The following is a 23299-nucleotide window of genomic DNA, read 5'->3' as shown; positions in this document are numbered from 1 at the left end:
GACTGGACCCGATCCAGAGGAGAGCGGCATGAGCGACTTCACCCCCCGCCCCGGGCAGAGCGTCGACGGCTACGACGTCACCGGGCGCCTCGGCACCGACTACTACCAGGTGTTCGCCGACATCCCGGACGAGGACCGGGCGATCTGGCAGCGCGCGAAGGATTACGTCGACGAGGTCGGCACGCGCATGCAGGAGGCGTGGGATGCCGCGGCCTACCCGATCGACCTCGCGATGCGGATGGGCGAGCTCGACCTCTTCAACGACGGCATCGATCACCCCGACCTCACGCGCTTCTCTCCGCTGGCCGCGGGTCTGGTCAACATGGAGGTCTCGCGCGGCGACGGGTCACTCGGCACGGTGATCGCGGTTCAGGGCGGGCTCGCGCTGCGCACCCTCGCGCTGTTCGGGAGCCCCGCGCAGCAGGAACGCTGGCTCGAGCCCGTCGCGCGCGGCGAGGTGCCCGCCGCGTTCGCGCTCACCGAACCCGACCACGGCAGCGACTCCGTCTCGCTCGAGACCGCGGCCCGCCGCGAGGGCGACGCCTGGGTGCTCGACGGCGCGAAGAAGTGGATCGGCAACGGCGCATCGGGCGGCATCACGTTCGTGTGGGCACGGGTCGACTCCCCCGGGGACGAGACGCACGGGGCGGTCCGCTGCTTCCTCGTCGAGCAGGACGCACCGGGCTACACCGGCACGGTGATCACCGGCAAGGCGTCGCTGCGCGGCATCCATCAGGCTCACATCGTCCTCGACGGCGTGCGTGTGCCGCACGACGCCGTGCTGCCGGGTGCGAAGAGCTTCAAGGATGCCTCGACCGTCCTCTACTCGACCAGGTCCGGCGTCGCGTGGTCGGCCCTCGGCCACGCGACCGCCTGCTACGAGGCCGCCCTCGCCTACGCCCAGCAGCGCACGCAGTTCGGCAAGCCCCTCGCGAAGTTCCAGATGGTTCAGGAGCGCCTCGCCCAGATGCTCGAAGAGCTCACCGCCATGCAGCTGTACTGCCGGCATCTGGCCGACCTCGAGTCGTCCGGCGGGCTCCGTCCGACGCAGGCGTCGCTTGCGAAGTACCACAACACGCGTGCCGCGCGCCGGATCGCGCAGACTGCGCGCGACCTGCTGGGCGGCAACGGCATCCTGCTCGAGAACGGCGTCATGCAGCACCTGGCCGACATCGAGGCGATCCACACGTACGAGGGCACCGAGAGCGTCCAGGCCCTGCTCATCGGCCGCGACATCACGGGGATGAGCGCCTTCGCCTAGCAGGACCGGCCGCCCGCGGCAAGCCGTCGAGGGGGTGCTCGGCTCCGCGGCTAGCCTCGGGGCCATGGGACTGTTCCGCAGCACACCCCCGCCGGTCCACCGCGCCACCGCCGAGGTCGAACCGAGGGCGACCCGTCCGCCGTGGAGCCTGTGGGCCGACGGTTTCGGGCGGCTCGCGATCCGCTGTCTGCAGATCATCGTCGTCATCGCGGTCGTCGCGGGCGTGATCTTCGCGGTGCAGTCGCTCACGCTCGTGACCATCCCGCTGGTCATCGCTCTCATTCTCGCGTGCGCGTTCGCGCCGGTGATGAGGTTCCTGCGCCGCCGCGGGATACCGTCGGTGCTCGCCACGGTGCTGACCCTGCTCGGCATCGTGATCATCCTGGGACTGCTCGGATGGCTGATCGTGTGGGCGGTCCGTGACCAGTGGGACGATCTGTACGCCCAGGCCGAGGACGGATTCCAGAACGTCATCGCGTGGATCGAGACGCTCCCCTTCGACTTCCTCTCGCGCGATCAGCTCGACCAGGCGGTGGCCGCGGTGACCGACTTCATCACGAGCGCCCAGTTCGGCTCGGGCGCCCTCGCCGGCGTCGGGCAGGTGTTCGACTTCCTCACGGGGTTCGTGCTGCTGGTCACCATCCTGTTCTTCTTCCTCAAGGACGGTCCGCAGATGTGGGAGTTCCTCCTGCGACCCTTCCGCGGCGAGCACTACGTGCGGGCGCGCCGCATCGGCGACAAGACGGTGGGGGTGCTCGGCTCCTACGTGCGCGGCACCGCGACGGTCGCCCTCGTCGACGCGATCGGCATCCTGATCGGCCTGCTGATCCTGCAGGTGCCCCTCGCGGTTCCGCTCGCCGTGCTGGTGTTCCTTCTCGCGTTCATCCCCATCGTCGGAGCGACGCTCGCGGGAATCCTCGCCGCCCTCGTCGCGCTCGTCGCCAACGGCTGGGTCAACGCCCTCGCCGTCGTCGGCGTCGTCGTCCTGGTGAACCAGCTCGAGGGCAACTTCCTCCAGCCGGTGCTCATGGGCCGCTCAATGAAGCTGCACGCGTTCGTGATCCTCATCGCCCTGACCGTCGGCACAGTGCTCGGCGGCATCGTCGGCGCCGTGCTGGCGGTGCCGCTGGCGGCGGCGGCGTGGGGCGTCATCCAGGTCTGGGACGGGCCCGGGCTCCCCGCGCGGTGGGCGCGGCCGAAGCATCCGATCGAATCCTGATCACGCGGGAAGCCGACCGGTCTGAGGCCCCCGAGGGCGAAAGATAGGGCATCCGCCCGATGGGGAGGGCGCCCCTTAGGGAGCACAGTCGAACCTGTACGAAGCCGCCGGGGCCGAGGCGGCGGCGCTGTACGCGGCATCCGCCACCGGCTGACCCGCTCGTACGCGGCATCCCGCCCCTTCCGGCCGCGCGAGCTTCGGAGATATGCACGAATCTCGGAGGATGCGGCCGGAACTCTCCGAGATTCGCTCGATTCTGCGAAGGAGGCGGACCAGCGTCGGAGGCACCGGGCAGGATGGTGCCATGCCGTACGAGATCCCCGCGCCGATGCTCGCCAAGTCCGTGCCCGCCGTGCCCGATCCGGCGAAAACGCCGGGCGGGCTGAGCTACGAGCCGAAGTGGGACGGCTTCCGCGCGCTCATCTCGTGGGACGGGACGGATGTCGAGATCGGCAGCCGCGGCGCCAAGCCGCTGACGCGCTACTTCCCAGAACTTGTCGAGGCGTTCGCGCGCCTGCTGCCCGAGCCGTGCCTGATCGACGGCGAGATCGTGGTGCCCAAGGGCGAGCCGGGCCGACAGCGGCTGGACTGGGAGTCGCTCACCCAGCGCATTCACCCGGCGGCGTCGCGGGTGAACATGCTTTCCGAGGCCACGCCCGCGATGTTCATCGCCTTCGACCTGCTCGCCCGCGGTGACCGCGATCTCCAGGGCGAGCCGTTCGAGGTGCGCCGCGCCGAGCTCGTCGATCTCCTGGGCGACGTGCCCCACCCCGTGCACGTCACGCGCACCACCGACGATCCGGCCGTCGCCGAGCGCTGGCTGGCCGAGTTCGAGGGTGCAGGGCTCGATGGGGTCGTCGCCAAGCCTCTCGCGCAGCCCTACGCGCCGAACAAGCGCACGATGTTCAAGATCAAGCACGCGCGCACCGCCGACGTCGTCGCGATGGGCTACCGCATCCACAGGTCCGGGGCCGGCGTCGGCTCGCTGCTCGTCGGGCTCTACTCCGACGACGGCACGCTGTACCCCGTAGGCGGCGTCGCCGCGTGGAGTAACGCCCGGCGACTCGAGCTCATCGACGAGCTCGCGCCGCTCGTGGAGCGTGACGACGCCGGAGCCGCCGTCACCAGCGAGGGCGAGAAGTCGCGCTTCTCCGCTCCCGACCGGGACTCCTCGTTCGTGCACCTGCGCCCCGAGCGCGTGCTCGAGGTGCGGTACGACCAGCTCGAGGGCTGGCGGTTCCGCCACACCGTGCAGTTCGAGCGCTGGCGTCCCGACCGCGACCCCGCGTCCTGCACCTACGACCAGCTCGAGACCGTGTCGGACTACGACCTGGGCGACGTGCTCGACTGAGGCGGCCCGCAGCTAGTCGTCCTTCGGCCAGTTCTCGGGGTTGATGCGGCTGGGCTGAACGCGCGGGGGCTCGCCCGGCATCTTCGGGAAGTCCGGCGGGAACGGAAGTTCGCCGAGCCCGTCGTCGAGGTCGCGCTGCCACCACTCGAGGAGCGTGTCGATGCGCCCGGGCTTCGCCTGGAGGTCGGCCCACGGGTCGCCCGCGTCGGCCAGTCGCTGCGGCAGCGAGCGCACCGTGAAGGCGGCGGGATCGGCATCCGACAGCTCCTCCCACGTCAGCGGCGTCGACACCGTCGCCCCGGGCAGCGCCCGCGGGCTGTACGCCCCCGCCATCGTGCGGTCGCGGTTGGCCTGGTTGAAGTCGATGAAGATGCGCTCCCCCCGCTCCTCCTTCCACCAGTTCATCGTGACCTTGTCGGGCAGCCTGCGCTCGAGCTCGCGCCCAGCGGCGATCACCGCGTGCCGGACGTCGAGGAACTCCCACTCGGGCACGATCGGGCAGAAGACATGGATGCCGCGGTTGCCGCTCGTCTTGAGGAAGGCCTCCAGGCCCGCCTCGGCGAGCACCTCGCGCAGTGCGGGCGCGACCGCGGCGGCGTCGGCGAAGTCCGTTCCCGGCTGGGGGTCGAGGTCGATCCGCAGCTCGACCGGGCTGTCGGTGTCGGAGGCGAGCGACGCCCACGGGTGGAAGACGATCGTGTTCATCTGCACGGCCCACACGGCCGTCGCGATCTCGGTCAGGATGAGCTGCGGATGCCGCCGGCCGCTGTTGTAGGTGACGGTCTGCGACTGCACGAACGGCGGCGCGCCCTTGGGCGGGTTCTTGGAGTAGAACCGCTCTCCGTCGACGCCCTCCGGGAACCGCTCGAGCGAGACCGGTCGGTCGCCGTTGGAGGTCAGGAAGGGCTCGGCCACCGCGATCATGTACTCCGCGAGCTCGTGCTTCGTGATGCCCTGCTCGGGCCAGAGGACGCGGTTGGGACTCGACAGCCCCACCTCGCGGTCGCCATCGGGGCCGGGAACGGTGAGGGTGATGCGCTCGGACGCCATGCCTCGACCCTAGGCTCGGGCCGCGACATCCCGCACCCTGTGCCGAGGTGCCCGCGGCGCAAGAACCGAGGAGAAACGCCCCCATCGGCGCCCTGCGTGAGGCGACCGGACGGCGTGTTTCCTTGTTTCTTTCCGCCTACGCTCGACCACGCCCACGCGTCACCCGTTCGGCGCGGCGCACCGGTCGGGGAGCCGGGGACGAGAATGGCCGGGGCGACGCTCCGGGGCAACCCCGGCTCAGGATGCGGCGAAGACCGGGGCGAGCTCCTCGCGCGAGAGCCGGATCCACGGTCCGGCAGGGTCCACGATGACGCCCGCCAGTTCCTGGTCGCCCTCGAGCGCGCGGGCGAGCTGCGGACCGGTGACCGGCGCGGCCTGGTCGCCCCGGCCCATCACGGCGACCTCGACGGGGTGCGAGTACACCTCGAGGAACCGGGAACCGTCTTCGGTGCGACCCTCGGCCAGGCCCGGGCGGCCGTCGGCCACCTTCCCCACCGCGACCCACAGCGGAACGCGCGCAAGAGCTGCCGCGACCGCGGCTCCCGTGGCGGCGGTGCGTTCGGCGGCGAGCAGGGTCTTCACCGTGAGTTCCTCGTCGACCTTCTCGACGAGCTTCTCGAGGAGGGGGCGCGGGAGCACGGCCCGCGCCGGGGCGGACGACTGGTCGATGATCAGGCCCTCGTAGGGGCCGTTCAGAACGTGCCGGAGAACGGCGAGCACGGGCTGACCCATCGCCGACGTATCGACGTCGCCGTCCGCGCGCACGCTCGCCTGGAGCGCGGCGCCGCTGGAGTACGCCAGCGCGAACTGCCGTTCGTCGACCTTGATCACGGCCAGCGGCAGCTCCCGCCCTTCGGCCAGGAGAGTGCGCGCGTCGCCCTTGACCCGCAGGAAGAGGTGTCCTTGCAGCATCTGCCGCGCGACGTCGAGCAGCGCCTGGGGAGCTGTGCCGTCGCCGAGCCGGGCGAGCGCTTCGCGCACCAGGACGTTGTCGCGAAGTCCGGCGACGGTCTCGGCGTTCGCCGGCGCAACCTGCGTGGCCGCGCGCGCCGTGCGGCGCGGTTGGAGCTTGGGAGTGCTCGGCGACGGGGCTCCGAGTCCGCCGTACGACGAGACCGAGATGTTGACGGATGCCGCGGCCGCCGCTTCCCCAGGCTCCGCCGCGACCGCCTGAGCCTCGACGGACTCAGCCTCGACGGACTCAGCCTCGACGGGCACCCCGGTGGGCGCGGCATCCGTCCCCTCCGGATCGGGAGCGTCCTTGGGCCGGCGGGAGAACAGTGCCATGCGTCGAGCCTAACCCGCGCGGTTCGGCCCACCCCGCGCGGTCGGGGGCATCAGCGGGGCTACAGCTTCTCGATCGGCGCGATCTTGATGAGCAGCTTCTTCGGGCCGGCGGAGTCGAACCGCACGTGCGCCACGCGCTTCGCGCCCTCGCCGGTCACGGCATCCACACGCCCCTCGCCGAAGTCGTCGTGACGGATGCGGTCGCCCGGCGCGAGCTGCATGTCGCCGTTGTCGCGGACCTTCGCGGGGATCTTGTTCGCGAACCGTTCGAGGTTGCCGCTGGGCTCGCGGCGCGCGAGGGGAACGAGGTCGTCGCCGTACCGCGTGCCGCCGCCTCCGGAGCCGCCAAATCCCGCTCCGCGACGCGCGTTGAGGGCCCTCGACTGGGTGCCGCCGCGCGAGTTGACGTCGCCGGGCGACTGCCGCCACGTGAGCAGCTCGGAGGGGATCTCCTGCAGGAACCGGCTCGGCATCGCGACGGTCACCTCGCCGAACTGCGCGCGCGTCATCGCGAGCGAGAGGTAGAGGCGCTTGCGGGCGCGCGTGATGCCGACGTAGAAGAGGCGGCGCTCCTCCTGCGGCCCGCCCGGCTCCCCCGCCGAGATGCGGTGCGGGATGAGATCCTCCTCGACCCCGGTCACGAACACCGCGTCGTACTCCAGGCCCTTCGCGGTGTGCATCGTCATGAGCGACACCGAGCCCGACGCGTCTTCGAGGTCGTCGGCATCCGACACGAGCGCGACCTCGGTGAGGAAGTCCAGCAGCGTCCCGTCGGGGTTGTTGCGCGCGAACTCGCGGGCCACGGCGACGAGCTCGTCGAGGTTCTCGATGCGCGCCTCGTCTTGGGCGTCCTTGCTCGCGCGGAGTGCGTCGTAGTAGCCGCTCTTGTTCAGCAGCAGCTGCACGCCCTCGGCGACTGCGGTGGGCGGCGCCAGCTCTCCCGAGGCGGGCAGCATCAGCTCGGACGCCTCGGCCAGAACGGCGTCGAGATGGGCGATCGCGGACTGGATCTTTGGCCCGACGCCCAGCGCCGACGAGTTGGCGAGCGCGTCGCGGAAGGTAATGCCCTCGTCCTGCGCGTAGCGGGAGATCGCCTCGACGGTCACGTCGCCGATGCCCCGACGGGGCTTGTTGATGATGCGGCGCAGGGCCATCTCGTCGGCGGGGTTGGCGACTGCGACGAGGTAGGCGAGTGCGTCCTTGATCTCGGCGCGCTCGTAGAACTTGGTGCCGCCCATGATCTTGTAGGGCAGCGCGGAACGGATGAAGATCTCTTCCAGCGCACGCGACTGCGAGTTCGTGCGGTAGAAGACCGCGATCTGCGAGTAGTCCACCCCGCCGCGGTGGAGCGTCTCGATCTCGTCGGCCACGAACTGTGCCTCGTCGTGCTGCGAGTAGCCGGTGAACCCGACGATCTGCTCGCCGGCGCCCACGTCGGTCCACAGCTTCTTGTCTTTGCGGTCGAAGTTGTTGCTGATCACCGCGTTCGCCGCCGAGAGGATGTTCTGGGTCGAGCGGTAGTTCTGCTCGAGCAGCACGACCTTGGCGCCGGGGTAGTCGCGCTCGAACTCGCTGATGTTGCGGATGTCGGCGCCGCGGAACGCGTAGATCGACTGGTCGGAGTCGCCGACGACGGTGAGCGACGCGCCGGCCCGGTCGGGATCGTCGGCGGGATCGGGCTCGAAGATCATCATGCCGCCCATGGACTGCGGCTCGGCGCCGGACCCGATCGGACGGGTCAGCTCGTGGATGAGCGCGTACTGCGCGTGGTTGGTGTCCTGGTACTCGTCGACCAGGATGTGACGGAACCTCCGGCGGTAGACGTCCGCCACCTTCGGGAACGCGCGGAACAGGAACACCGTCTGGGCGATGAGGTCGTCGAAGTCGAACGCGTTGGCTCGCTGAAGCTCGCGCTGGTACGCCCCGAAGAGCTCGATGAAGACGCGCTCGGCGGGATCTGCCATGTTCGCCGATCGCGCATAGGACTCGGCATCCGACAGCTCGTTCTTGAGCTTGGAGATCTTGCTCTGCGTCGCCGCAGGGGTCAGGCCGAAGGCGTCCGCCTCGTGCTCCTTGACCAGGCGCTTGATGAGCGCGCGCGAGTCGCCGGAGTCGTAGATCGTGAACGACTTGGTGAACCCGAACTGCTCGGCCTCGCGCCGCAGGATGCGCACGCACGCCGAGTGGAAGGTCGAGATCCACATGCCGCGCGCCGAGTCGCCGATGAGGTGCTCGACGCGCTCGCGCATCTCGCCGGCGGCCTTGTTGGTGAACGTGATCGCGAGGATCTGGCTCGGCCACGCCTCGCGGTTGCGCAGCAGCGAGGCGATGCGGCGGGTGAGCACACTCGTCTTTCCCGATCCCGCTCCGGCGACGATGAGCAGCGCTTGCCCACGGTAGGTGACGGCCTCGCGCTGCGGGGGGTTGAGCCCGGCGAGGAGGTCGTCGTCGGCGCGCGGACCCGAGGCGGAGGGGCCCTCGTTCGCACCGACGATGACGGGGACGGATGCCGCGCGCTGCGCGGCCGCGGAGGCGTCGGTCATGGCCCGACAAGTCTAGGCGCGCGCGCCGACACCGGCATGCGGTCGACGAGCGGCGGCGCACAGCCCGTTTACGGCATCGGCTTGGCATGATCGGGGGATGCGCACCCTCCTCAACATCATCTGGCTCGTGCTGTCGGGCTTCTGGATGTTCCTCGGCTACCTGCTGGCCGGCGTGATTCTGTGCATCCTGATCCTGACGATCCCGTGGGGCATCGCGTCGTTCCGCATCGGCGTCTTCGCGCTGTGGCCGTTCGGGCGCACGGTGGTCGACAAGCCGACGTCGGGAGTCGGGTCTTTCCTCGGCAACGTCGTCTGGGTCGTCCTCGCCGGCTGGTGGCTCGCGATCGGCCACATCCTCACCGGCGTCGCGATGTGCCTCACGATCATCGGCATCCCGCTGGGGATCGCGAGCTTCAAGCTCGTGCCGGTCTCGCTCATGCCCCTCGGCAAGGACATCGTGCGCACCGACGAGGCGCACGCGCTCGTCCGCCGCTGACGTCCGCGTCCACAACTCCTCGCATCCGCGGCGCCCCGGAAGCCGTCGAAGGAGTCAGGCCCGGTCCGCCCCCGCCGCCCGGTCGGCCCGCGCCGCCCGGCGCCACGGTACGGCGAGCAGCGCGCCCACCGCGAACAGCACCGCGCCGAAGGCGGCCGCCAACCACGGCGTCTCCGGCGGGATCTCGAGGTATGTCGTGATCCCGAGGATGCGCGCGAGCCCCCACGGCAGCAGGCCCATCTCGTCGTTCCACAGGCTCAGCGCCGTCTCCAGACCGATCGCGCCGACGACCACCGCCGGGATCGCGAGCGACGCGCCCACCGCGGCGAGCACCGAGCCGGTCGCCCGGCGCGCGCCGACCTGAGCGGACATCGCCCACCCGGCGGCGACGAACACCCACACGAACAACGCGAACGCGATCGCGATGTAGGCGGTGCGGAAGACGGGCTCGGTCCAGAAGGCGAACCAGTACCCTCCGGGGCCCGAGAACGACAGCGCGAACAGCGTCACGATGCAGCGGAGCACCACGACGCCGCCGACCGCGGCGATCACCGGCCACGGCGAGCGGCGCCCGACGCAGAGCCGCACCACGACGGCGAAGACCGCCCAGGCGCCGAACACGACGGCCAGGTGGGTCCACGACAGGAACGACGTCTGGACCGCGCGCGTGGCCACCAGCAGGGCGCCCGGCACGATGAGCAGCAGCCACCGGTCGAGCTCGAGCACCCCGAGCGTCGACTCCCGGGCCCGCCACGGCCTGGTCGAGGCGATCCATGTCGCCCGCGCCGCCGCGGCGCCCGGGCGCCGGACGAGGCTGGTGCGCGCGGCGAGCATCCCGATCACGACCCACGCGGCGGCAAGGGCCAGGAGCACGCGCGCGAGCCACGCCATCGGGAGGTCGCGCTCGGCGCGCTCGACACCGAGCTGGGCCGCCGTGAGGTTGAACGCCGGGTAGTCGAGATCGCCCTCGTAGGCCGCGAGGTGCGCGGCGGCGAGCTCCTCGTAGGCGACCCGATCGGCATCCCACTGCGCATACGCCTCCGGCGACAGCGTGTCGTGCCACTGTCCCTGGTGGAGGATCATCGCGCGGTAGGCGCCGAGCAGCCGCAGCACATCGAGCTCGTAGTCGAGCGTCCCCACGAACGCGTCGCGGAGGGCGGGATCGCGCCAGGTCGCGGCATCCGTCCCCGCGACGGCGTCGCGCATCGCCTCGACTGTGCGAACCGCCTCACGGCCGCCCGCGATGACCGACTCGATATCGCCGCCGGTCGCGTCGCGCGAGATGGCATAGAGGACGTCGAGCACCGCGGAGTCGCCGGTGAGGATGTCCCACTCGAAGATCCACATCATGGGCGGCGGTTCGAGACCGATCGCGAACACGCGCTGATCGGCGAACGCCTCGATGTACATGCCCTGCTCGATGGCCTCGCGCGACACGTCCATCGCGGTCGTTATCGCCGCGACGGTTGCGGGGTCGTCCGAGAACCACTGCCGGGCCCAGCCCGCGGTGACGTCGGCGACGTCGGCTCCGGGGTCGCGGGCCAGCGCCGACGCGACCACCGTGTCCAGCTCGTACAGCTGCCAGAACCCTGACTTCAGGTACAGCGTCATGGGCCCCGCGCGCCACGGACCGCCGTCCTGGGTCCACACCCACACGCCCTCGATCCGCGGATTCGCGTCGAGGAGGGTCTGCAGCGCGTATTGGTACTCACGTCCGAGGTCGTTCGGGAAGGCGCCGAAGTTCTCGAACTCGCGTCGCGACTGGAACTCCACGATGCGCCGCTGCTGCCCCTGCTCGAGGGTGTCGTTGAGCGGCAGCCAGCTGTAGAAGTCGCCGAGGGTGTACTTGGTCGACACGACGAGCGCCGGGGAGTCGATGCCGCCCAGCACCTCTTCATAGGAGGCCGGGTTGGTGTGCATGTCGCCGACCGCGCCGACTCCGACGCTCCACGTGCGGAAGATGACCTCGCGGCCCCCCGCCTCGGCCTGCGCGCTGAGGGTCGTGAGCATCGCTCTGACGGCCTCGGGCGTGCGCACCGCGAGCTGGGAGTAGTAGTCCCAGCCCTCGACGTCGTACACGTCGCCGGCCTCGCCGATGCGGATCAGGACGCCGTCGAGCGCCGGCTGGGCGGCGTAGAGCTCATCGAGGCCGGCCGCGTACACCTCCCACAACTCGGGGTTCTCGGTGTCGAGCGAGCCGAACCGGCTGGTCAGGTACTCCTCGAGCGGCGTCGTGAGGGTGAGCATGTCGGTGCGCAGGAACACGTCCATGCCGAGGTCGTCGGCGTGCTGCCAGAAGGGGCCGAACGCATCGCGCAGTGCGAGCGCCTGGGCGCGGTGCTCGTCGTCCGACGCGGAGACCTCGCCGTCGGCCACGTCCTCGAAGGCGACGAACTCGATGAAGCCGGGGAACGCGACGGCGTTGTATCCGTTCTCGAGCGAGTGGCGGAGGAAGACGTCGAAGTCGTCGAAGACGACGGCGAGCGCCGCGTCGTCGATGTAGGGGGCCTCGGGCAGGAGGACGTCCGCGAACGCCTCGGACGCGTGCGAGTAGTTCGTGCCGACCTCCCACGCTGCCGGATCGGGCTCGACGCCGACGGCGCCCATGTCGACCATGCGGAACGGCAGCCGCGACGCCACCTCGTCGCCGAGCCGGGCCGAGAGGGACTGCGCGGTGCGTGCCTGGTACGCGAGGTCGTAGAGGGCGCGCACGGCCCCGGTCTCGCTCCCCGCCTCGATCCGCAGGGCGGACGGGGTGCCGGCGAGCCGGTACGTGTCGTCGGACTCGTCGCCCGCGCCGGCGAGGACGGTGATCGACACCTCTCCTTCACGGGTGGATGCCGCATCCACCGCCTCCCGGAGGCTCGCGATCGCGGCGTCGTACCGCACGCCCTCGGGGGCATCGATGTCGAGGGTCTCGGGAGCCGGGACGGGCGCGCCGAGGCCGGACGCGGCGGGCGCGGCCGGCTCCATCTGCGCCGCCGGCTCGGTGCGGATGCCGAGGGCATCGCCGACGACGACCCCGAGGCCCAGACCGAGCGCGAGGAGCACGAGCGAGGTGACGACGGCGAGGATGCCTCGCCGTGTCGCCGTCGTCATTGCACTAAGTTACATCGCCCCGACCAGTGGTTTTGACGGAGGGAGAGCTTGCCGAGAGGGCGCTCACAACCGGCTTCGGCGGTGCGATCCGGTCAATGGCGCCCTCTCGGCGAGGGAGCTCGGGTCAGCTGCTCTTTCGCATCGCGCGGATCCCGGCCCACAGGCCGAGAGCGGCGAGCACGAGAGCGGCGACCCAGCCCCACAGCACCTCGATCGCCCCGAGGTCTCCGGCGAACAGGGCGCGCTCGGCCCGCACGACCCAGTTCACGGGGTTGACTGCCGCGACCGCCCTCATCCACGCCGGGCCGTCATCGAGCGGCAGAAGCATCCCGGACAGGATCAGCAGGGGGAAGATCAGCGTCTGCTGCACGCCCCAGAACAGCCACTCGCGGTCCTTGGTCTTGAGCGCGAGGGTGTACGAGAGCGACCCCAGGCCGACGCCGAACACCGCGAGCAGCGCGAGGCCGATCACGAGCCCGGGCACGTTGATCGTGAAGCCGAAGGGCCACGCGATCAGCACGATCAGCAGCGCCTGCACGACGATCGGCGCGATCTCCTTCAGCGCCCGGCCGACGAGGAGCGACGACCGCGCGAGCGGCGCGACCAGCGTGCGCTCGTGCGAGCCGGTCATCATCTCGTACTGCAGGTTCGACCCCGTCGCTCCGGTGCCGAACAGCACGATCATCACGAGCACGCCGGGGACGAACCACTGCAGCGTCTCGCCGACGGGAGCCCCGGACGAGCCGATCAGCAGCGGAGCGAAGAGGCCGAGGAAGACGAGGGGCTGCACGAGGCTGAAGATCAGGGTGAACGGATCCCGTACCACCGGCTTCAGCTCGCGCGTGAGCACGTTCCAGGTGTCGCGGGCGGGGTTGGCGCGCACGACCGTGTCGGGCCGCGCGTCGGTCTGCTCCAGAGTCATCGCTTCGCTCCTTCCATGACGGCGGCCTCGGCCGCGGCATCCGTGCTCTCGGGGGTCTCGTCGTTCGGCTCCCCCTCGCCCGCTTCGCGCAGGGTGCGTCCGGTGAGGGCGAGGAAGACGTCGTCCAGGGTGGGCGGCACGCCCGTGGCACGCGCGACCTGGATGCCGGCCGCATCGAGCGCGCGCACCGCAGCCGGCAGCAGGGCGTCGCCGTCGGGCGCCGTGAGCGCGACCTCGGTCTCGCCCTCGCGGCGCACCTCGCGGTCGGTGAGGCCCTGCACCACCGCGACGGCGGCCGCGGCATCCGCCGCCGTGTCGAAGCCCAGCGTCAGCACGTCGCCCGCGAGGTTCGCCTTGAGGCGCGCGGCGGTGTCGTCGGCGATCACGCGGCCCTTGTCCATGACCATGACCCGCTCGGCGTACCGGTCGGCCTCCTCGAGGTAGTGCGTCGTGAGGAACACGGTCGTGCCGTACTTCTGCCGCAGATCCAGGATGTGCTGCCAGAGGTTCGCCCGGCTCTGCGGATCGAGCCCGGTCGAGGGCTCGTCGAGGAAGATGAGCGGCGGCGCGTGCATGAGCCCGAGAGCGACGTCGAGACGTCGCTTCTGCCCGCCCGAGAGCTGCTGCACGGAGCGGTTCGCGAAGCCGCCGAGGTCGAGCGACGCGATGAGCTCATCGGCCCGTGCGCGCGAGGCCGGCTTCGACATGCCGTAGAAGGCGCCCTGGCTGAGCAGCTCGTCGCGGGCACGCTGCGAGAAGCTGCCGCTCGTGAGCTGGCCGACGTACCCGATCCGCGCGCGCACGTCGGCGGGGCGGGAGAGGATGTCGAAGCCGACGACGCGCGCGGTGCCCGAGGTCGGCGGGATCAGGGTGGTGAGCATGCGCAGGCTTGTCGACTTGCCGGCGCCGTTGGGTCCGAGGAACGCGACGAGCTCGCCGCGCTCGACCTGGAAAGTGAGGTCGGTGACCGCCTCGACGGTCTTCTTCTTGACGGTGAAGCGCTTGGTGAGCCCTTGCGCTTCGATGATCGGTTCGTTCGCCATGAACTCAAGCTAGAACCCAACCCGGACACATTCTGTCCGCGATATCTGGCAATCTTTCTGCATGTCCGACACGACGACCCGAGCACTCTCGCTGCTCAACCTGCTGCAGACCCACCGCCATTGGCCGGGGTCCGAGCTCGCGGACCGGCTCGGCGTCACCGAGCGCACCGTCCGCCGCGACGTCGAGCGGCTGCGAGACCTGGGCTACCGCATCGAGTCCACCCCCGGCGTCGCCGGCGGGTACAGGCTCGAGGCGGGCAGCGCCGTGCCGCCGCTGCTGCTCACCGACGAGGAGGCGGTCGCAATGGCGATCGGGCTGCGGGTCGCGGCATCCCAGCGCCTCGTGAGCGGGCCCGAGACCACGATCACCGCCCTCGCGAAGCTGGAGCAGGTGCTGCCCGCTCCCCTGCGCCGCCGGGTCAACGCCCTCGCCGAGTCCGTGCAGCCCGCGGGCCTGGGTGCGGGGGCAGCGGTGTCGAGCGACGTCCTCGGCGAGCTGGCGCTCGCGTGCCGCGATCACGAGCGGGTGCGCTTCACCTATACCGCGGCGTCGGGCGCGGTGACGGTGCGGCGCGTCGAGCCGCACGCGCTGGCTCCCGCGGATCGCAACTGGTACCTGCTGTGCTGGGATGTCGAGAAGGACGACTGGCGGACCTTCCGGGTCGACCGGCTCACCGGCGTCGAGCACACGCGCGTGCTCTTCGAGCCGCGGCCTCTCACGCCCGAGGAGATCGAGGAGTTCATCTTCGTCGCGCGGTCGTGGGTGCGCCAGGCCGTCGAGGCGGACGCCGTGATGGAGTTGCCCCTCGAGCAGATGCGCGAACTCTTCGGACAGTGGGGTCAGGGTGCGAGCGCCGAGGACGCCGCACGCACGCGCTGGCCCGTGGGCGGCGCGGACTTCCGCGAGACGATGTACGGCCTGAGCTGGATCCCCGCCGGCGTCGAGTACACGACCGACCTCGCGTCACCCGCGCGCGACGAGCTGCGCGAAGTGCTCGCGCGGATGCTGCGGGCCCTCGACGCTCCTCCTCCGCCGGTCCCCGCCGGACGAGAGGTGCAGCGCGCCGGCTGAGGACCGAGCCGGGGAAGCCATTCCGCGCCGGGATGAGGCATCCACCTCTCGAAGGTCACACTTTTGTGCGACCCCACTGAACGACCGGGGCCAGCTCGCGCAAGAGTGTAGAGCTGGGGACGAGAGCCGGCCCGTCAGTCGCTGACCGAGACGGTGAACCGGACGTCCTGGATGCCGCCATCGGAATTCGAGAGCGTCACCTCTGTCTCCCCCGCGGCGAGCGCCTTCACGCCGGGGTTGAAGTCGGCTGAGCCGTCCTTCGAGGCGGGGACGAACTCCGCGACCGCGGGGTCGGCCACCTCGCCGCTGTAGCTCTCACCGTCGAGGTCCCCAGTGGTGATGTTGAGGACCTGTCCGATCTCGAGGTCGACCGTCGCACCCTGGAGGTCGTCGACGCTCATCGTGACAGGAGCGATGACCGGCCCGCCGGTCTGACCGGAGCATCCCGTGAGCACGCCCATCGCGATCACGGCACCCACGGCGACCCACCCCACGCGGCGATTCATGCGCCCAGCATGGCATCGACCGCGCTACCGGTCTACGGTCGCCTCACCCCGCGGAACTCGCCGCCACGGTACGGTCGTCGCATGAGCGAAGACGCCCGCGAGGTGCTGGCCCGCGTCGAGCGCGAGGAGGCCGAGCTGGTCCTTCCCCGCTTCGATGTGACGGATGCCTGGACTCTGGGCTCCCGGATGCGGGAGGCCGCGGCATCCGCCGGCCTGCCCGTCGTGATCGGCATCACGCTGGGTGAGGCGCGGGTCTTCCACGCGGCGCTTCCCGGGTCGAGCGCCGACAATGACGGCTGGCTCGACCGCAAGGCGCGGGTCGCCCGCCGCTACGGGCGCTCGTCGTACGGGGTCGGGCTCTCGTTCCGGGCGGTCGAGAAGGACTTCGACACCGCGGCACGCCTCGATCCGCAGAAGTACGCCGCGCACGGCGGAGTGTTCCCGATCACGATCGCCGGAGTGGGCGTCGTCGGAACGGTCGGGGTATCCGGTCTGCCGCAGGCGGAGGACCACGCGTTCGTCGTCGAGCATCTCCGCGAGTTCCTGGCGACGCTCGACTAGCGCGGGCGCGTCACATCGCGACACACGACGAAACCGCGCTTCACGCTCCAGCACCGCTGCCAGGATGCCGACTACCGTGGCCTCATCGCGGCGATCCGGGCGGTCCCGGGCACCGGTTCATACCCGGTCGTGTTGCGGGTTCGACTCCCGCCGTCGCGTCCACTTCCGACGGGCTGCGATCCCTTGTCCCGATTGGGATCTCGGTTCTCAGGTTTCTCCGCGAGGGGCCGTTTGCCCACATTTTGCCCACACTTTTCGTGGGCGCAACTGTGGATAACCGCACCCAGGTGGGTCGATCGAGCCCGATCAGGAGCGAGCGATCGCTGCCGCGCGGGCGGCGTTCAGCGACGTCGAGACGCTGTCGAGGTCGTCATCGAAGAGGTCCGCGTAGACGTCAAGGGTCATCGCCGCGGACGCGTGGCCGAGCATCCGCTGCACCGCTTTGACGTTCGCGCCGGAACTGATCGCGAGGGATGCCGCGGTGTGGCGGAGGTCGTGGAGCGTCATGCGCTCGAGCCCGGCGTCGTCGAGGGCACGCACGAACCAGGAGCGCGAACTGCCAGAGGCGCGCGGCCGCTGGATGTGGTCGACGCCTTCTCCGAAGACGAGCGCGCTGCGCGGCTTGCCTTCGCAAAGGCGTGCGATGGGGAGCTCGAGGAACTCGGGATACGGGACGGATCGAAGCTCGTGCGTCTTCGGTGTTCCGACGTGAATCTCGGTCCCTACGCGGACGGCATTCTCATTCACCGCGAGCCGACGACGAAGCGCATCGACGTCACGGACGCGCAGCCCAGTGAGCTCACCCCATCGCAGTCCCGTGTAGGAAGCGAGGTAGATGAGGGTGGCGTGGTCGCCCGATGCGGTCGCGAGGCGTTCGATCTCCTCGTGCGTGAGATAGCGGTGCGGCTTGCGGAGCTTCCGCGGGAGGTTGTCGATGCCACGCGCGGGGTTGTTCGGGATGCGCCGATCCTTGACCGCGAGGTCGAGGATCGATGCCAGTACTCCGTGTGCCCGGATCACGACTGTCGCGCTTTTCGGTCGCGCGCCCTGCTTGATCGTTCGCGGATGCTGCTGGCGGTTGGTCTTCGCGGTTCCGGCCGCGAGCTGCGTCACCCACGTCCGCACGTCGCCGTAGGTGATCGCGGACACCTGGGTCCTTCCCCATCGCGGCTCAACGTAGACCCGCCACGCGTCGTCGAGTGCCGCGTAACTCGATGGCTTCAGTCGTGTCTTCTTCGCCGCAAGCCAGTCGGCGCCGAGTTCAGCGACTGTCGTTCGCGAGCGGGCAGGATCGATGTACTCGCCCGTCGCCTTCGAGACCTCGACAGTTGCGAGGAAGAGGTCGGCATCACGCTTGGTTCGGAATCCACGCTTGTCGGTCTGACGGTGCTCGGGTGTGCGATAGCGAACGCGATACCGACGGCCGGCGGTGGTCTCATACGCTTCGACGGTCCCCATTGGTCTCCCTCGCCTTTCTGGTGGCTTCCCTGTGCCTCGCGACGATGGCTTCGGCCTCTTCCGGTGTCGCGAGGAACGAGACCTTAGGCTCGATGATGCTCGCGATGCGTCGCAGATCCTTCTCGTGAACGACGCTGTCCATGTAGCCGGCCGTTCGGGCTCGCTGGATCCAGTTCGTCGCGGTCCGCTGCTTCAGCCCGAGCGCTTCTGCCACCGCCAGCGCCGGCTTCTCGTTCGAGATCTGTCCGATGCGATAGATGAGTGCGGCGAGGAGGAGCCCGTCCTCGTCGGAAAGGTCGTCGGTGTAGAAGTCGATCTCGTTGTTCGGGTTGCTCCGGACCGCGCGAAGCATGGTGATCGGGTACGTCCAGGCCGGGAGGGCAAGGCCGATCGCGTCTCGAATGGTTTCGTGAACGCGGATGGTGCGCCACAGCGCGCCCGTGATCTCGATAGGCACTCTCCTGCGGTCGATTCCGAAGGAGGCGATCTCGTAGCGCCCGGAGGTCTCGGAGTACTCGAGGCGAAACTCTGCGTGCGCAATCTCCTCCACCGTGCGGGCGTATGGATCCGGATCCCCGACGGAGACCGGGATGGACGCGTTGATGATCGGTTTGAGCGATAGGCCAGGCGGGACCATCAGGTTGCGTCCTGAGAGCGATACGAGCTTCTCCTGCATGCGCCAATGATGCCACACCATGCGTGGTCTTGACATGGATACGCATTCGTTGAGATACTTGCGCTGTGATGACGTGACAGCGCAAGGAGTGGATCATGGGCGCGACTGATGACGAAGACTGGCTTTCGATCGACGAGGCGGCCGCAGTCGCGCATCTGTCGAGATCGTCACTCGCGCAGCTGCGCTATCGCGGTGGTGGACCGACGTACTACCGACTTTCGGGAAAGACGATTCTGTACCGGCGGTCACAGCTCATCGCGTGGATGGATGGGTGCGCGCACGATCGCACGGGGCATCCGCTAACCGCGCAGCAGTTTTAGCGCGAGTCGTTCCCCGGCGAGGATCCGTCAACGGACGCGGAAGTTTTGGCCCCGCGGGACACCCATCGCGGCGGTCATGCTCGATCTGCATGATCGTTGATTCCTGGATTGGTGGCGACCACGAAGACTTTCGCATGACCCCGGCGTCGCGAGTCAGTTCGGTGTGGCCGCTGCGCCGCTTAGAAGAGGTGCGCGCTGACTCACACGTAGGCGGCGGGCCGCAACTGTAATGCCGCTGAATGACCCAACGGAGTCCCGGTTTCTACCCACTGCGCTAGCGCGGCGGGTGCGAACAGGTTCTCGGCCGCCAGGAGCACGGCACCGACCACCCCTTCCTGCTGGTTGAGTGACGCTGCGCGGATGACGAGACCGTCTGTCGCAAGTCGCGTTCCGCGGCGGCGGATGACGTCGCTGATCACTTCGAGGAAGTCCTCGCCCGTGCGAAGGACTCCGCCGCCGATCACGAGCTGTCCGGGATTGGCGAAGTTCACGAGGTTCGCGGCGACATCGCCGACCGCCGTCGCCCGTGACTCGACCAGTTCGCGAACGAGGGGGTCTCCGTCTCTGGCGGCCGCACCGATATCACCAAGCGTGATCTGCCCTCGCTCTGCGATGGCGCGGCGGAAGACCGGGCTCTCTTCGGAACGCAGGGTCGCCTCGGCAAGGAGCGACCACCCTCCGGCCACCGCCTCCAGGCATCCGACGAGCCCGCAGCGGCAGACGGCATTCGCTGAATCGGTCACGTGGATGTGACCGATGTCGCCGGCGGCGCCGCGCTGGCCGCGCAGCAGACGGCCTCGCGAGATGACGGCAGAGCCGATGCCGGTCCCGAGCTTGATGAAGAGCATGTCGTCGGCCCGCGGTCCCGGACCGGAAGTCCATTCGCCGATGGCCATCAGGTTAACGTCGTTGTCGACCCAGACCGGGGCATCGAAGTGCTCGCGCAACCAGGCGCGCGCGCTGAAGCCGTCCCACCCGGGCATGATCGGCGGCGACACCAGCCGAGCTGTCGTCACGTCGACCGGGCCGGGAACGCCCACGCCGATACCCCACGGTCTTGGCGTCGGCTCCTGCGCCGCCAAAGACTCCATGTGCTCCTTGACCCGCTGCATCGTCGCGTCTGGGCCGTTCTCGACGCTCCAGTCTTCATGCGATGTGCGTAGCAGGCGCCCACGCAGGTCAGCTACTCCCACGGTGATCTCCGAGGCCTCGATCAGGATGCCGTACACGCGGCCCGCATCCGCTTCGAACTCGAGGAGACGGGCCTGTCGACCGCCGTCCGATGCTGCAAGACCGCCCTCGCGGATGAGACCGAGCGCGCACGCCTGATCAACTCGCTGGGTGATCACTTTGCGGCTGAGACCGGTGTCTGCCACCAGTCTCGGTCGCGTGAGAGCCCGCGCCGACCGGACAAGGTCGACCACATGGGCGAGGGGGGCGGCATCCAGCGACGCTGCCGTTGCCGGAAGGCTCGGGGAACCCCCTGCCCGCTGATCTATTGACACCAGGCCAGGATACGGCCTTCGCGACCAGAACCCCCGTTTTGAGGTGAGGGTCGCCGCCTGCCGAGTTTTGTGCGGCATCAGTGTTTTCACGATTGCCTATTAGCGATACTTATGCGCCACAGGGACAAATGATGGGACAGTGTTTTAGCGGTCCTCGACCTGACCGCTGCCCACAGCGGCGACAACGAAGTCACGAAAGGCTCGACATGTCACAGCTCACCCGCAACTCTCGAACACGCGCAGCAATCCTGATCATTCCCCTCAGTACGGCGCTGATTCTGACCGGCTGCTCCGGAGGCGGTTCGCCCGACCCGACAGGGTCGACGGACCCGACGCTCGCCCCCTTCACCCTCATGTTCCCGCAGGCCAACGACGGCGACGACTCCTACGCGAAGCTTGCAGAGCAGTACTCGGAGCAGACCGGGGTCCAGATCGAGACGCTGCCCTACCAGGCCGAGGCCTACAACAATCAGCTCACCACGCAGCTTCAGGGAGGTAACGCCGCTGACGTGATGGTGCTGATCCCCGGCGGGGGCCAAGCCGTGACTGTCACGACGATCGCCGACGGCGGCTTCCTGGAGCCGCTCGGAGAGGCGTCTGCCGCGATCATTCCCGATGGGCAGGAAGGTCTGTTCGGAATCGACGGCACGATCTACGCGCAGCCCACGGCGCTGGCGCCGACCACCCTCGTATGGAACGGCCCGGGGGCAGACGAGGCCGGCATCGACGAGTATCCGGCGACCTACAAACAGATGCTGGAAGACTGCGCCACGGCCCGCACCGGTGGGAAGACGCTCATGGTCGTAGCCGGCGCCATCTCGTTCAACACCGGACTGCTCGCCACCATCATCTCGGCTTCTCGCGTCTATCAGGAGGATCCGGACTGGAACGCGCAGCGAGCGGCTGGCGAGGTCTCCTTCGCGGACAGCGGCTGGCGGGAGGTGCTCGACGACATCGTGGAGATGAACGATGCCGGCTGCTTCCAGGATGGCGTCGCAGGCGGAACGTTCGACTCGATCACCCAGGGCCTGGGGGGACAGACATCCCTGTCTGCGCCGGTTCCGGGCTCGGCGGCGGCACAGATCAACCAGGGAGCGGGTCTGGAACTGGACGTGCGGGCATTTCCACCCGCCGATGGCCAGGAGCTCTTCGCCGTGGTCTCGGCCAGCTACGCATGGGCCATCAACGCCGCGGCGGACGAAGACGCGAAGGCGTCAGCCCAGGCGTTCCTGGACTGGGCTGCTGAGCCGGCCCAGGCGCAGACCTTCGCCGACCTATCGGGGCTGATTCCGATCTCGGGTGCGAACGCGTCCAACGTCGCGAAGGAGTACGCACCGATCGCGGACCTGATCGAGTCCGGCGCCTACACGGGCTTCCCCGTGGAGACCTGGCCCAACCCGGCCGTCTACGACGCACTGAGCGTCGGCATCCAGGGACTCTTCACCGGGCAAAAGACCGTCGATCAGATCCTGGACGAGATGGACGCCGCGTGGGATTCCTGACTCCCTGAACTGAGGTGCCCGCCTGCTTCGACCCCGGGCGGGCACCTCGCCATCCGACCCATGAATGCCGAATCACCCACCACGGAGCTCCGATGAACCTGAAGTCCGATTCCCTGCCGATCGTCATCATCGGCGCAGGGCCGGCCGGAATGGCCGCCGCGCTCGCCCTTCACAAGGTCGGACACCGGCCGATCCTCCTCGAGCGCTATCGCGAAGCGCGGCCGGCCGGAAACATCCTCAACCTTTGGCCGCCACCGATTAAGGCACTTCAGGAGATGGGGGTGGACACGGTCGACCTCGGCGCACCGTGCCACACGACGTTCCGCGGGGTGAAAGGCAACGTCCGTGCGGATGTGCGGATCCCCGACGAGGTGGTCCGCGCTTACGGCGGCGGCTTCATCGGGCTTCTTCGCCCCGAACTGTACCGTCGCATGCTCGCCGCTATGCCCGAGGGCGTGCTCCGGACCAACGTTGAAGTCGCCGGGCTGGAGGATCGCGGAAACCACGCGCGCATCACGCTCAGCGACGGCACGGCGATCGATGCCGGAGTGGTGATCGGCGCCGACGGCATCGATTCGATGGTGCGCGAGCATCTGTGGGGACCGAGCGAGAAACGTGAGCATAAGCTCCACATCATCGGCGGGTACACCTTCGCTGACGTGCCGGGCGTCGAACGCAACGAGGTCGTCCTGAGCCACGACCCCACGGTCCAGGGCACGTACTCGTCCATCCGCGACAATGGACGTGACGGCATCCAATGGTGGGTCCTGGAGGCGTGGGATCCGACCGCACAACCTCCGACCTATCTCAAGGGCCACGCGCTCTCGCTGGCGCGGCGCTTTCCCGGGCCGTTGGAGGGGCTTGTCGAATCCACCGAGCCGAGGCACTTCCAGCGATGGCCGATCAGGGATCGCAAACCACTGGAGAAGTGGTCGAAGGGCCGCATCACGTTGGCCGGCGATGCCGCTCACGCCACGTCGCCGTATGCTGCGTACGGCGCCGGGATGTCGATCGGCGATGGCTACACCCTCGCCCAGGAGCTGACCGACGTCGACCTCGCTGACACAGATGCTGTCATCAGTGCTCTCGGCCGTTACGATCAGCGGCGCGTCGCGCACACCACCTCACAGGTGCAGCAGGCCTACGTACTCGGCAGGGTCTTCCACCATGCGCCCGCGTTCCTTCGCCCCCTGCGCGACTTCGTGCTCGATAAGACGCCGATGCTGCAGAAGCAAGTGGGCGAGAAGAGCCCGGGCGAGATCGTGGCGCAGCTTGACGAGATGGGTGCGGGCCTTGTCGCCCGCTGAGGAGAGGCCAGGCGCCGGTGAGCTGCCGGTCAGCGCAGACGTGATCATCGTCGGCACCGGTCCCGCCGGCGCCGCCTACGCCCGCATCCTCAGCGAGGAGCGCCCCGACCTGCGGATCTTC

19 protein-coding genes and 1 tRNA gene are annotated in these 23299 nt (G+C 69.3%); 10 read left to right on the top strand and 10 right to left on the bottom strand.

Going from position 1 to position 23299, the window contains the following annotated elements:
* Nucleotides 1-28: 28 nt before the first annotated feature.
* The 3 genes from ACFQ0P_RS09845 to ACFQ0P_RS09835 all read left to right on the top strand — a co-directional run bounded on the left by ACFQ0P_RS09845 (nt 29) and on the right by ACFQ0P_RS09835 (nt 3831).
* A complete protein-coding gene (locus tag ACFQ0P_RS09845; protein ID WP_204978518.1) occupies nt 29-1261 on the top strand; it encodes an acyl-CoA dehydrogenase family protein in 1233 nt (410 codons plus the stop codon).
* A 64-nt stretch (nt 1262-1325) separates the two neighbouring features.
* Complete coding sequence (locus ACFQ0P_RS09840) at nt 1326-2480, top strand: AI-2E family transporter (RefSeq protein ID WP_204978517.1); 1155 nt, start codon at nt 1326-1328, stop codon at nt 2478-2480.
* 304 nt (nt 2481-2784) lie between these two features.
* Nucleotides 2785-3831, top strand: coding sequence for an ATP-dependent DNA ligase (locus ACFQ0P_RS09835; RefSeq protein WP_204978516.1), 1047 nt, complete (start codon nt 2785-2787; stop codon nt 3829-3831).
* 12 nt (nt 3832-3843) lie between these two features.
* On the opposite strand, the gene ligD is transcribed toward ACFQ0P_RS09835, so the two are convergent.
* The 3 genes from ligD to ACFQ0P_RS09820 form a co-directional block, all read right to left on the bottom strand.
* A complete protein-coding gene (gene ligD, locus ACFQ0P_RS09830; RefSeq protein WP_204978515.1) occupies nt 3844-4881 on the bottom strand; it encodes a non-homologous end-joining DNA ligase in 1038 nt (345 codons plus the stop codon).
* 237 nt (nt 4882-5118) lie between these two features.
* Nucleotides 5119-6168, bottom strand: coding sequence for an SseB family protein (locus ACFQ0P_RS09825; RefSeq protein WP_204978514.1), 1050 nt, complete (start codon nt 6166-6168; stop codon nt 5119-5121).
* Nucleotides 6169-6227: 59 nt separating this feature from the next.
* Nucleotides 6228-8711, bottom strand: a complete 2484-nt coding sequence (locus tag ACFQ0P_RS09820; RefSeq protein ID WP_204978513.1) for an ATP-dependent helicase — start codon at nt 8709-8711, stop codon at nt 6228-6230.
* A 97-nt stretch (nt 8712-8808) separates the two neighbouring features.
* Here ACFQ0P_RS09820 and ACFQ0P_RS09815 point away from each other — a divergent pair, with 97 nt between their 5' ends.
* A complete protein-coding gene (locus tag ACFQ0P_RS09815; protein ID WP_204978512.1) occupies nt 8809-9207 on the top strand; it encodes a YccF domain-containing protein in 399 nt (132 codons plus the stop codon).
* 54 nt (nt 9208-9261) lie between these two features.
* Here ACFQ0P_RS09815 and ACFQ0P_RS09810 read toward each other — a convergent pair whose 3' ends face one another.
* The 3 genes from ACFQ0P_RS09810 to ACFQ0P_RS09800 form a co-directional block, all read right to left on the bottom strand.
* The gene (locus ACFQ0P_RS09810; RefSeq protein ID WP_204978511.1) at nt 9262-12306 is read right to left on the bottom strand and encodes a hypothetical protein; all 3045 of its coding nucleotides are present in this window, start codon (nt 12304-12306) and stop codon (nt 9262-9264) included.
* A gap of 124 nt (nt 12307-12430) precedes the next feature.
* Nucleotides 12431-13228 (bottom strand): ABC transporter permease, encoded by a 798-nt coding sequence (locus ACFQ0P_RS09805; protein ID WP_204978510.1) that lies wholly within the window; start codon nt 13226-13228, stop codon nt 12431-12433.
* Nucleotides 13225-14271 (bottom strand): ATP-binding cassette domain-containing protein, encoded by a 1047-nt coding sequence (locus tag ACFQ0P_RS09800; RefSeq protein WP_204978509.1) that lies wholly within the window; start codon nt 14269-14271, stop codon nt 13225-13227. The genes ACFQ0P_RS09805 and ACFQ0P_RS09800 overlap by 4 nt, the downstream gene beginning before the upstream one ends.
* 61 nt (nt 14272-14332) lie before the next feature.
* Between ACFQ0P_RS09800 and ACFQ0P_RS09795 the strand changes: the two genes are divergently transcribed.
* The gene (locus ACFQ0P_RS09795) at nt 14333-15343 is read left to right on the top strand and encodes a helix-turn-helix transcriptional regulator (protein ID WP_204978508.1); all 1011 of its coding nucleotides are present in this window, start codon (nt 14333-14335) and stop codon (nt 15341-15343) included.
* A 134-nt stretch (nt 15344-15477) separates the two neighbouring features.
* On the opposite strand, the gene ACFQ0P_RS09790 is transcribed toward ACFQ0P_RS09795, so the two are convergent.
* Entirely contained in the window at nt 15478-15849 is a 372-nt protein-coding gene (locus ACFQ0P_RS09790) for a hypothetical protein (RefSeq protein ID WP_378772058.1), read from the bottom strand.
* 81 nt (nt 15850-15930) lie between these two features.
* Between ACFQ0P_RS09790 and ACFQ0P_RS09785 the strand changes: the two genes are divergently transcribed.
* Together ACFQ0P_RS09785 and ACFQ0P_RS09780 are read left to right on the top strand one after the other, a co-directional pair.
* Entirely contained in the window at nt 15931-16410 is a 480-nt protein-coding gene (locus tag ACFQ0P_RS09785) for a heme-degrading domain-containing protein (protein WP_204978507.1), read from the top strand.
* 86 nt (nt 16411-16496) lie between these two features.
* A tRNA-Met gene (locus ACFQ0P_RS09780) sits at nt 16497-16572 on the top strand.
* Nucleotides 16573-16716: 144 nt separating this feature from the next.
* Here ACFQ0P_RS09780 and ACFQ0P_RS09775 read toward each other — a convergent pair.
* Both ACFQ0P_RS09775 and ACFQ0P_RS09770 read right to left on the bottom strand, forming a co-directional pair.
* Entirely contained in the window at nt 16717-17868 is a 1152-nt protein-coding gene (locus ACFQ0P_RS09775; protein ID WP_204978506.1) for a tyrosine-type recombinase/integrase, read from the bottom strand.
* Entirely contained in the window at nt 17846-18544 is a 699-nt protein-coding gene (locus tag ACFQ0P_RS09770; protein WP_204978505.1) for a hypothetical protein, read from the bottom strand. Before ACFQ0P_RS09770 ends, ACFQ0P_RS09775 begins: the two co-directional genes overlap by 23 nt.
* A gap of 95 nt (nt 18545-18639) precedes the next feature.
* Between ACFQ0P_RS09770 and ACFQ0P_RS09765 the strand changes: the two genes are divergently transcribed.
* A complete protein-coding gene (locus ACFQ0P_RS09765) occupies nt 18640-18864 on the top strand; it encodes a helix-turn-helix transcriptional regulator (protein WP_204978504.1) in 225 nt (74 codons plus the stop codon).
* Between the two features lie 200 nt (nt 18865-19064).
* Here the strand turns inward: ACFQ0P_RS09765 and ACFQ0P_RS09760 are convergent, their stop codons facing one another.
* Nucleotides 19065-20093: an ROK family protein gene (locus ACFQ0P_RS09760; protein ID WP_204978503.1), complete on the bottom strand. Its 1029-nt coding sequence runs from the start codon at nt 20091-20093 to the stop codon at nt 19065-19067.
* Between the two features lie 482 nt (nt 20094-20575).
* On the opposite strand from ACFQ0P_RS09760, the gene ACFQ0P_RS09755 reads away from it, so the two are divergent.
* Nucleotides 20576-21871 carry an ABC transporter substrate-binding protein gene (locus ACFQ0P_RS09755; RefSeq protein ID WP_204978502.1) on the top strand — a complete coding sequence of 432 codons (1296 nt, stop codon included), beginning with the start codon at nt 20576-20578 and terminating at the stop codon, nt 21869-21871.
* Between the two features lie 92 nt (nt 21872-21963).
* A complete protein-coding gene (locus ACFQ0P_RS09750; RefSeq protein ID WP_378772055.1) occupies nt 21964-23178 on the top strand; it encodes an FAD-dependent oxidoreductase in 1215 nt (404 codons plus the stop codon).
* Nucleotides 23179-23299 lie beyond the last annotated feature (121 nt).

This window comes from Microbacterium insulae, from assembly GCF_042677065.1.
Taxonomy (GTDB): Bacteria; Actinomycetota; Actinomycetes; order Actinomycetales; family Microbacteriaceae; genus Microbacterium; species Microbacterium insulae.
The sequence above is the reverse complement of the archived record's forward strand: the minus strand, read 5'-3'. Positions and strand labels throughout refer to the sequence as shown.

What these genes read in the sequence shown, in the direction of transcription:
- ACFQ0P_RS09845 (WP_204978518.1), top strand. Translation starts at nt 29, where the DNA reads ATGAGCGACTTCACCCCCCGCCCCGGGCAGAGCGTCGACGGCTACGAC.
- ACFQ0P_RS09840 (WP_204978517.1), top strand. Translation starts at nt 1,326, where the DNA reads ATGGGACTGTTCCGCAGCACACCCCCGCCGGTCCACCGCGCCACCGCC.
- ACFQ0P_RS09835 (WP_204978516.1), top strand. Translation starts at nt 2,785, where the DNA reads ATGCCGTACGAGATCCCCGCGCCGATGCTCGCCAAGTCCGTGCCCGCC.
- ligD (WP_204978515.1), bottom strand. Translation starts at nt 4,881, where the DNA reads ATGGCGTCCGAGCGCATCACCCTCACCGTTCCCGGCCCCGATGGCGAC.
- ACFQ0P_RS09825 (WP_204978514.1), bottom strand. Translation starts at nt 6,168, where the DNA reads ATGGCACTGTTCTCCCGCCGGCCCAAGGACGCTCCCGATCCGGAGGGG.
- ACFQ0P_RS09820 (WP_204978513.1), bottom strand. Translation starts at nt 8,711, where the DNA reads ATGACCGACGCCTCCGCGGCCGCGCAGCGCGCGGCATCCGTCCCCGTC.
- ACFQ0P_RS09815 (WP_204978512.1), top strand. Translation starts at nt 8,809, where the DNA reads ATGCGCACCCTCCTCAACATCATCTGGCTCGTGCTGTCGGGCTTCTGG.
- ACFQ0P_RS09810 (WP_204978511.1), bottom strand. Translation starts at nt 12,306, where the DNA reads ATGACGACGGCGACACGGCGAGGCATCCTCGCCGTCGTCACCTCGCTC.
- ACFQ0P_RS09805 (WP_204978510.1), bottom strand. Translation starts at nt 13,228, where the DNA reads ATGACTCTGGAGCAGACCGACGCGCGGCCCGACACGGTCGTGCGCGCC.
- ACFQ0P_RS09800 (WP_204978509.1), bottom strand. Translation starts at nt 14,271, where the DNA reads ATGGCGAACGAACCGATCATCGAAGCGCAAGGGCTCACCAAGCGCTTC.
- ACFQ0P_RS09795 (WP_204978508.1), top strand. Translation starts at nt 14,333, where the DNA reads ATGTCCGACACGACGACCCGAGCACTCTCGCTGCTCAACCTGCTGCAG.
- ACFQ0P_RS09790 (WP_378772058.1), bottom strand. Translation starts at nt 15,849, where the DNA reads ATGAATCGCCGCGTGGGGTGGGTCGCCGTGGGTGCCGTGATCGCGATG.
- ACFQ0P_RS09785 (WP_204978507.1), top strand. Translation starts at nt 15,931, where the DNA reads ATGAGCGAAGACGCCCGCGAGGTGCTGGCCCGCGTCGAGCGCGAGGAG.
- ACFQ0P_RS09775 (WP_204978506.1), bottom strand. Translation starts at nt 17,868, where the DNA reads ATGGGGACCGTCGAAGCGTATGAGACCACCGCCGGCCGTCGGTATCGC.
- ACFQ0P_RS09770 (WP_204978505.1), bottom strand. Translation starts at nt 18,544, where the DNA reads ATGCAGGAGAAGCTCGTATCGCTCTCAGGACGCAACCTGATGGTCCCG.
- ACFQ0P_RS09765 (WP_204978504.1), top strand. Translation starts at nt 18,640, where the DNA reads ATGGGCGCGACTGATGACGAAGACTGGCTTTCGATCGACGAGGCGGCC.
- ACFQ0P_RS09755 (WP_204978502.1), top strand. Translation starts at nt 20,576, where the DNA reads ATGTCACAGCTCACCCGCAACTCTCGAACACGCGCAGCAATCCTGATC.
- ACFQ0P_RS09750 (WP_378772055.1), top strand. Translation starts at nt 21,964, where the DNA reads ATGAACCTGAAGTCCGATTCCCTGCCGATCGTCATCATCGGCGCAGGG.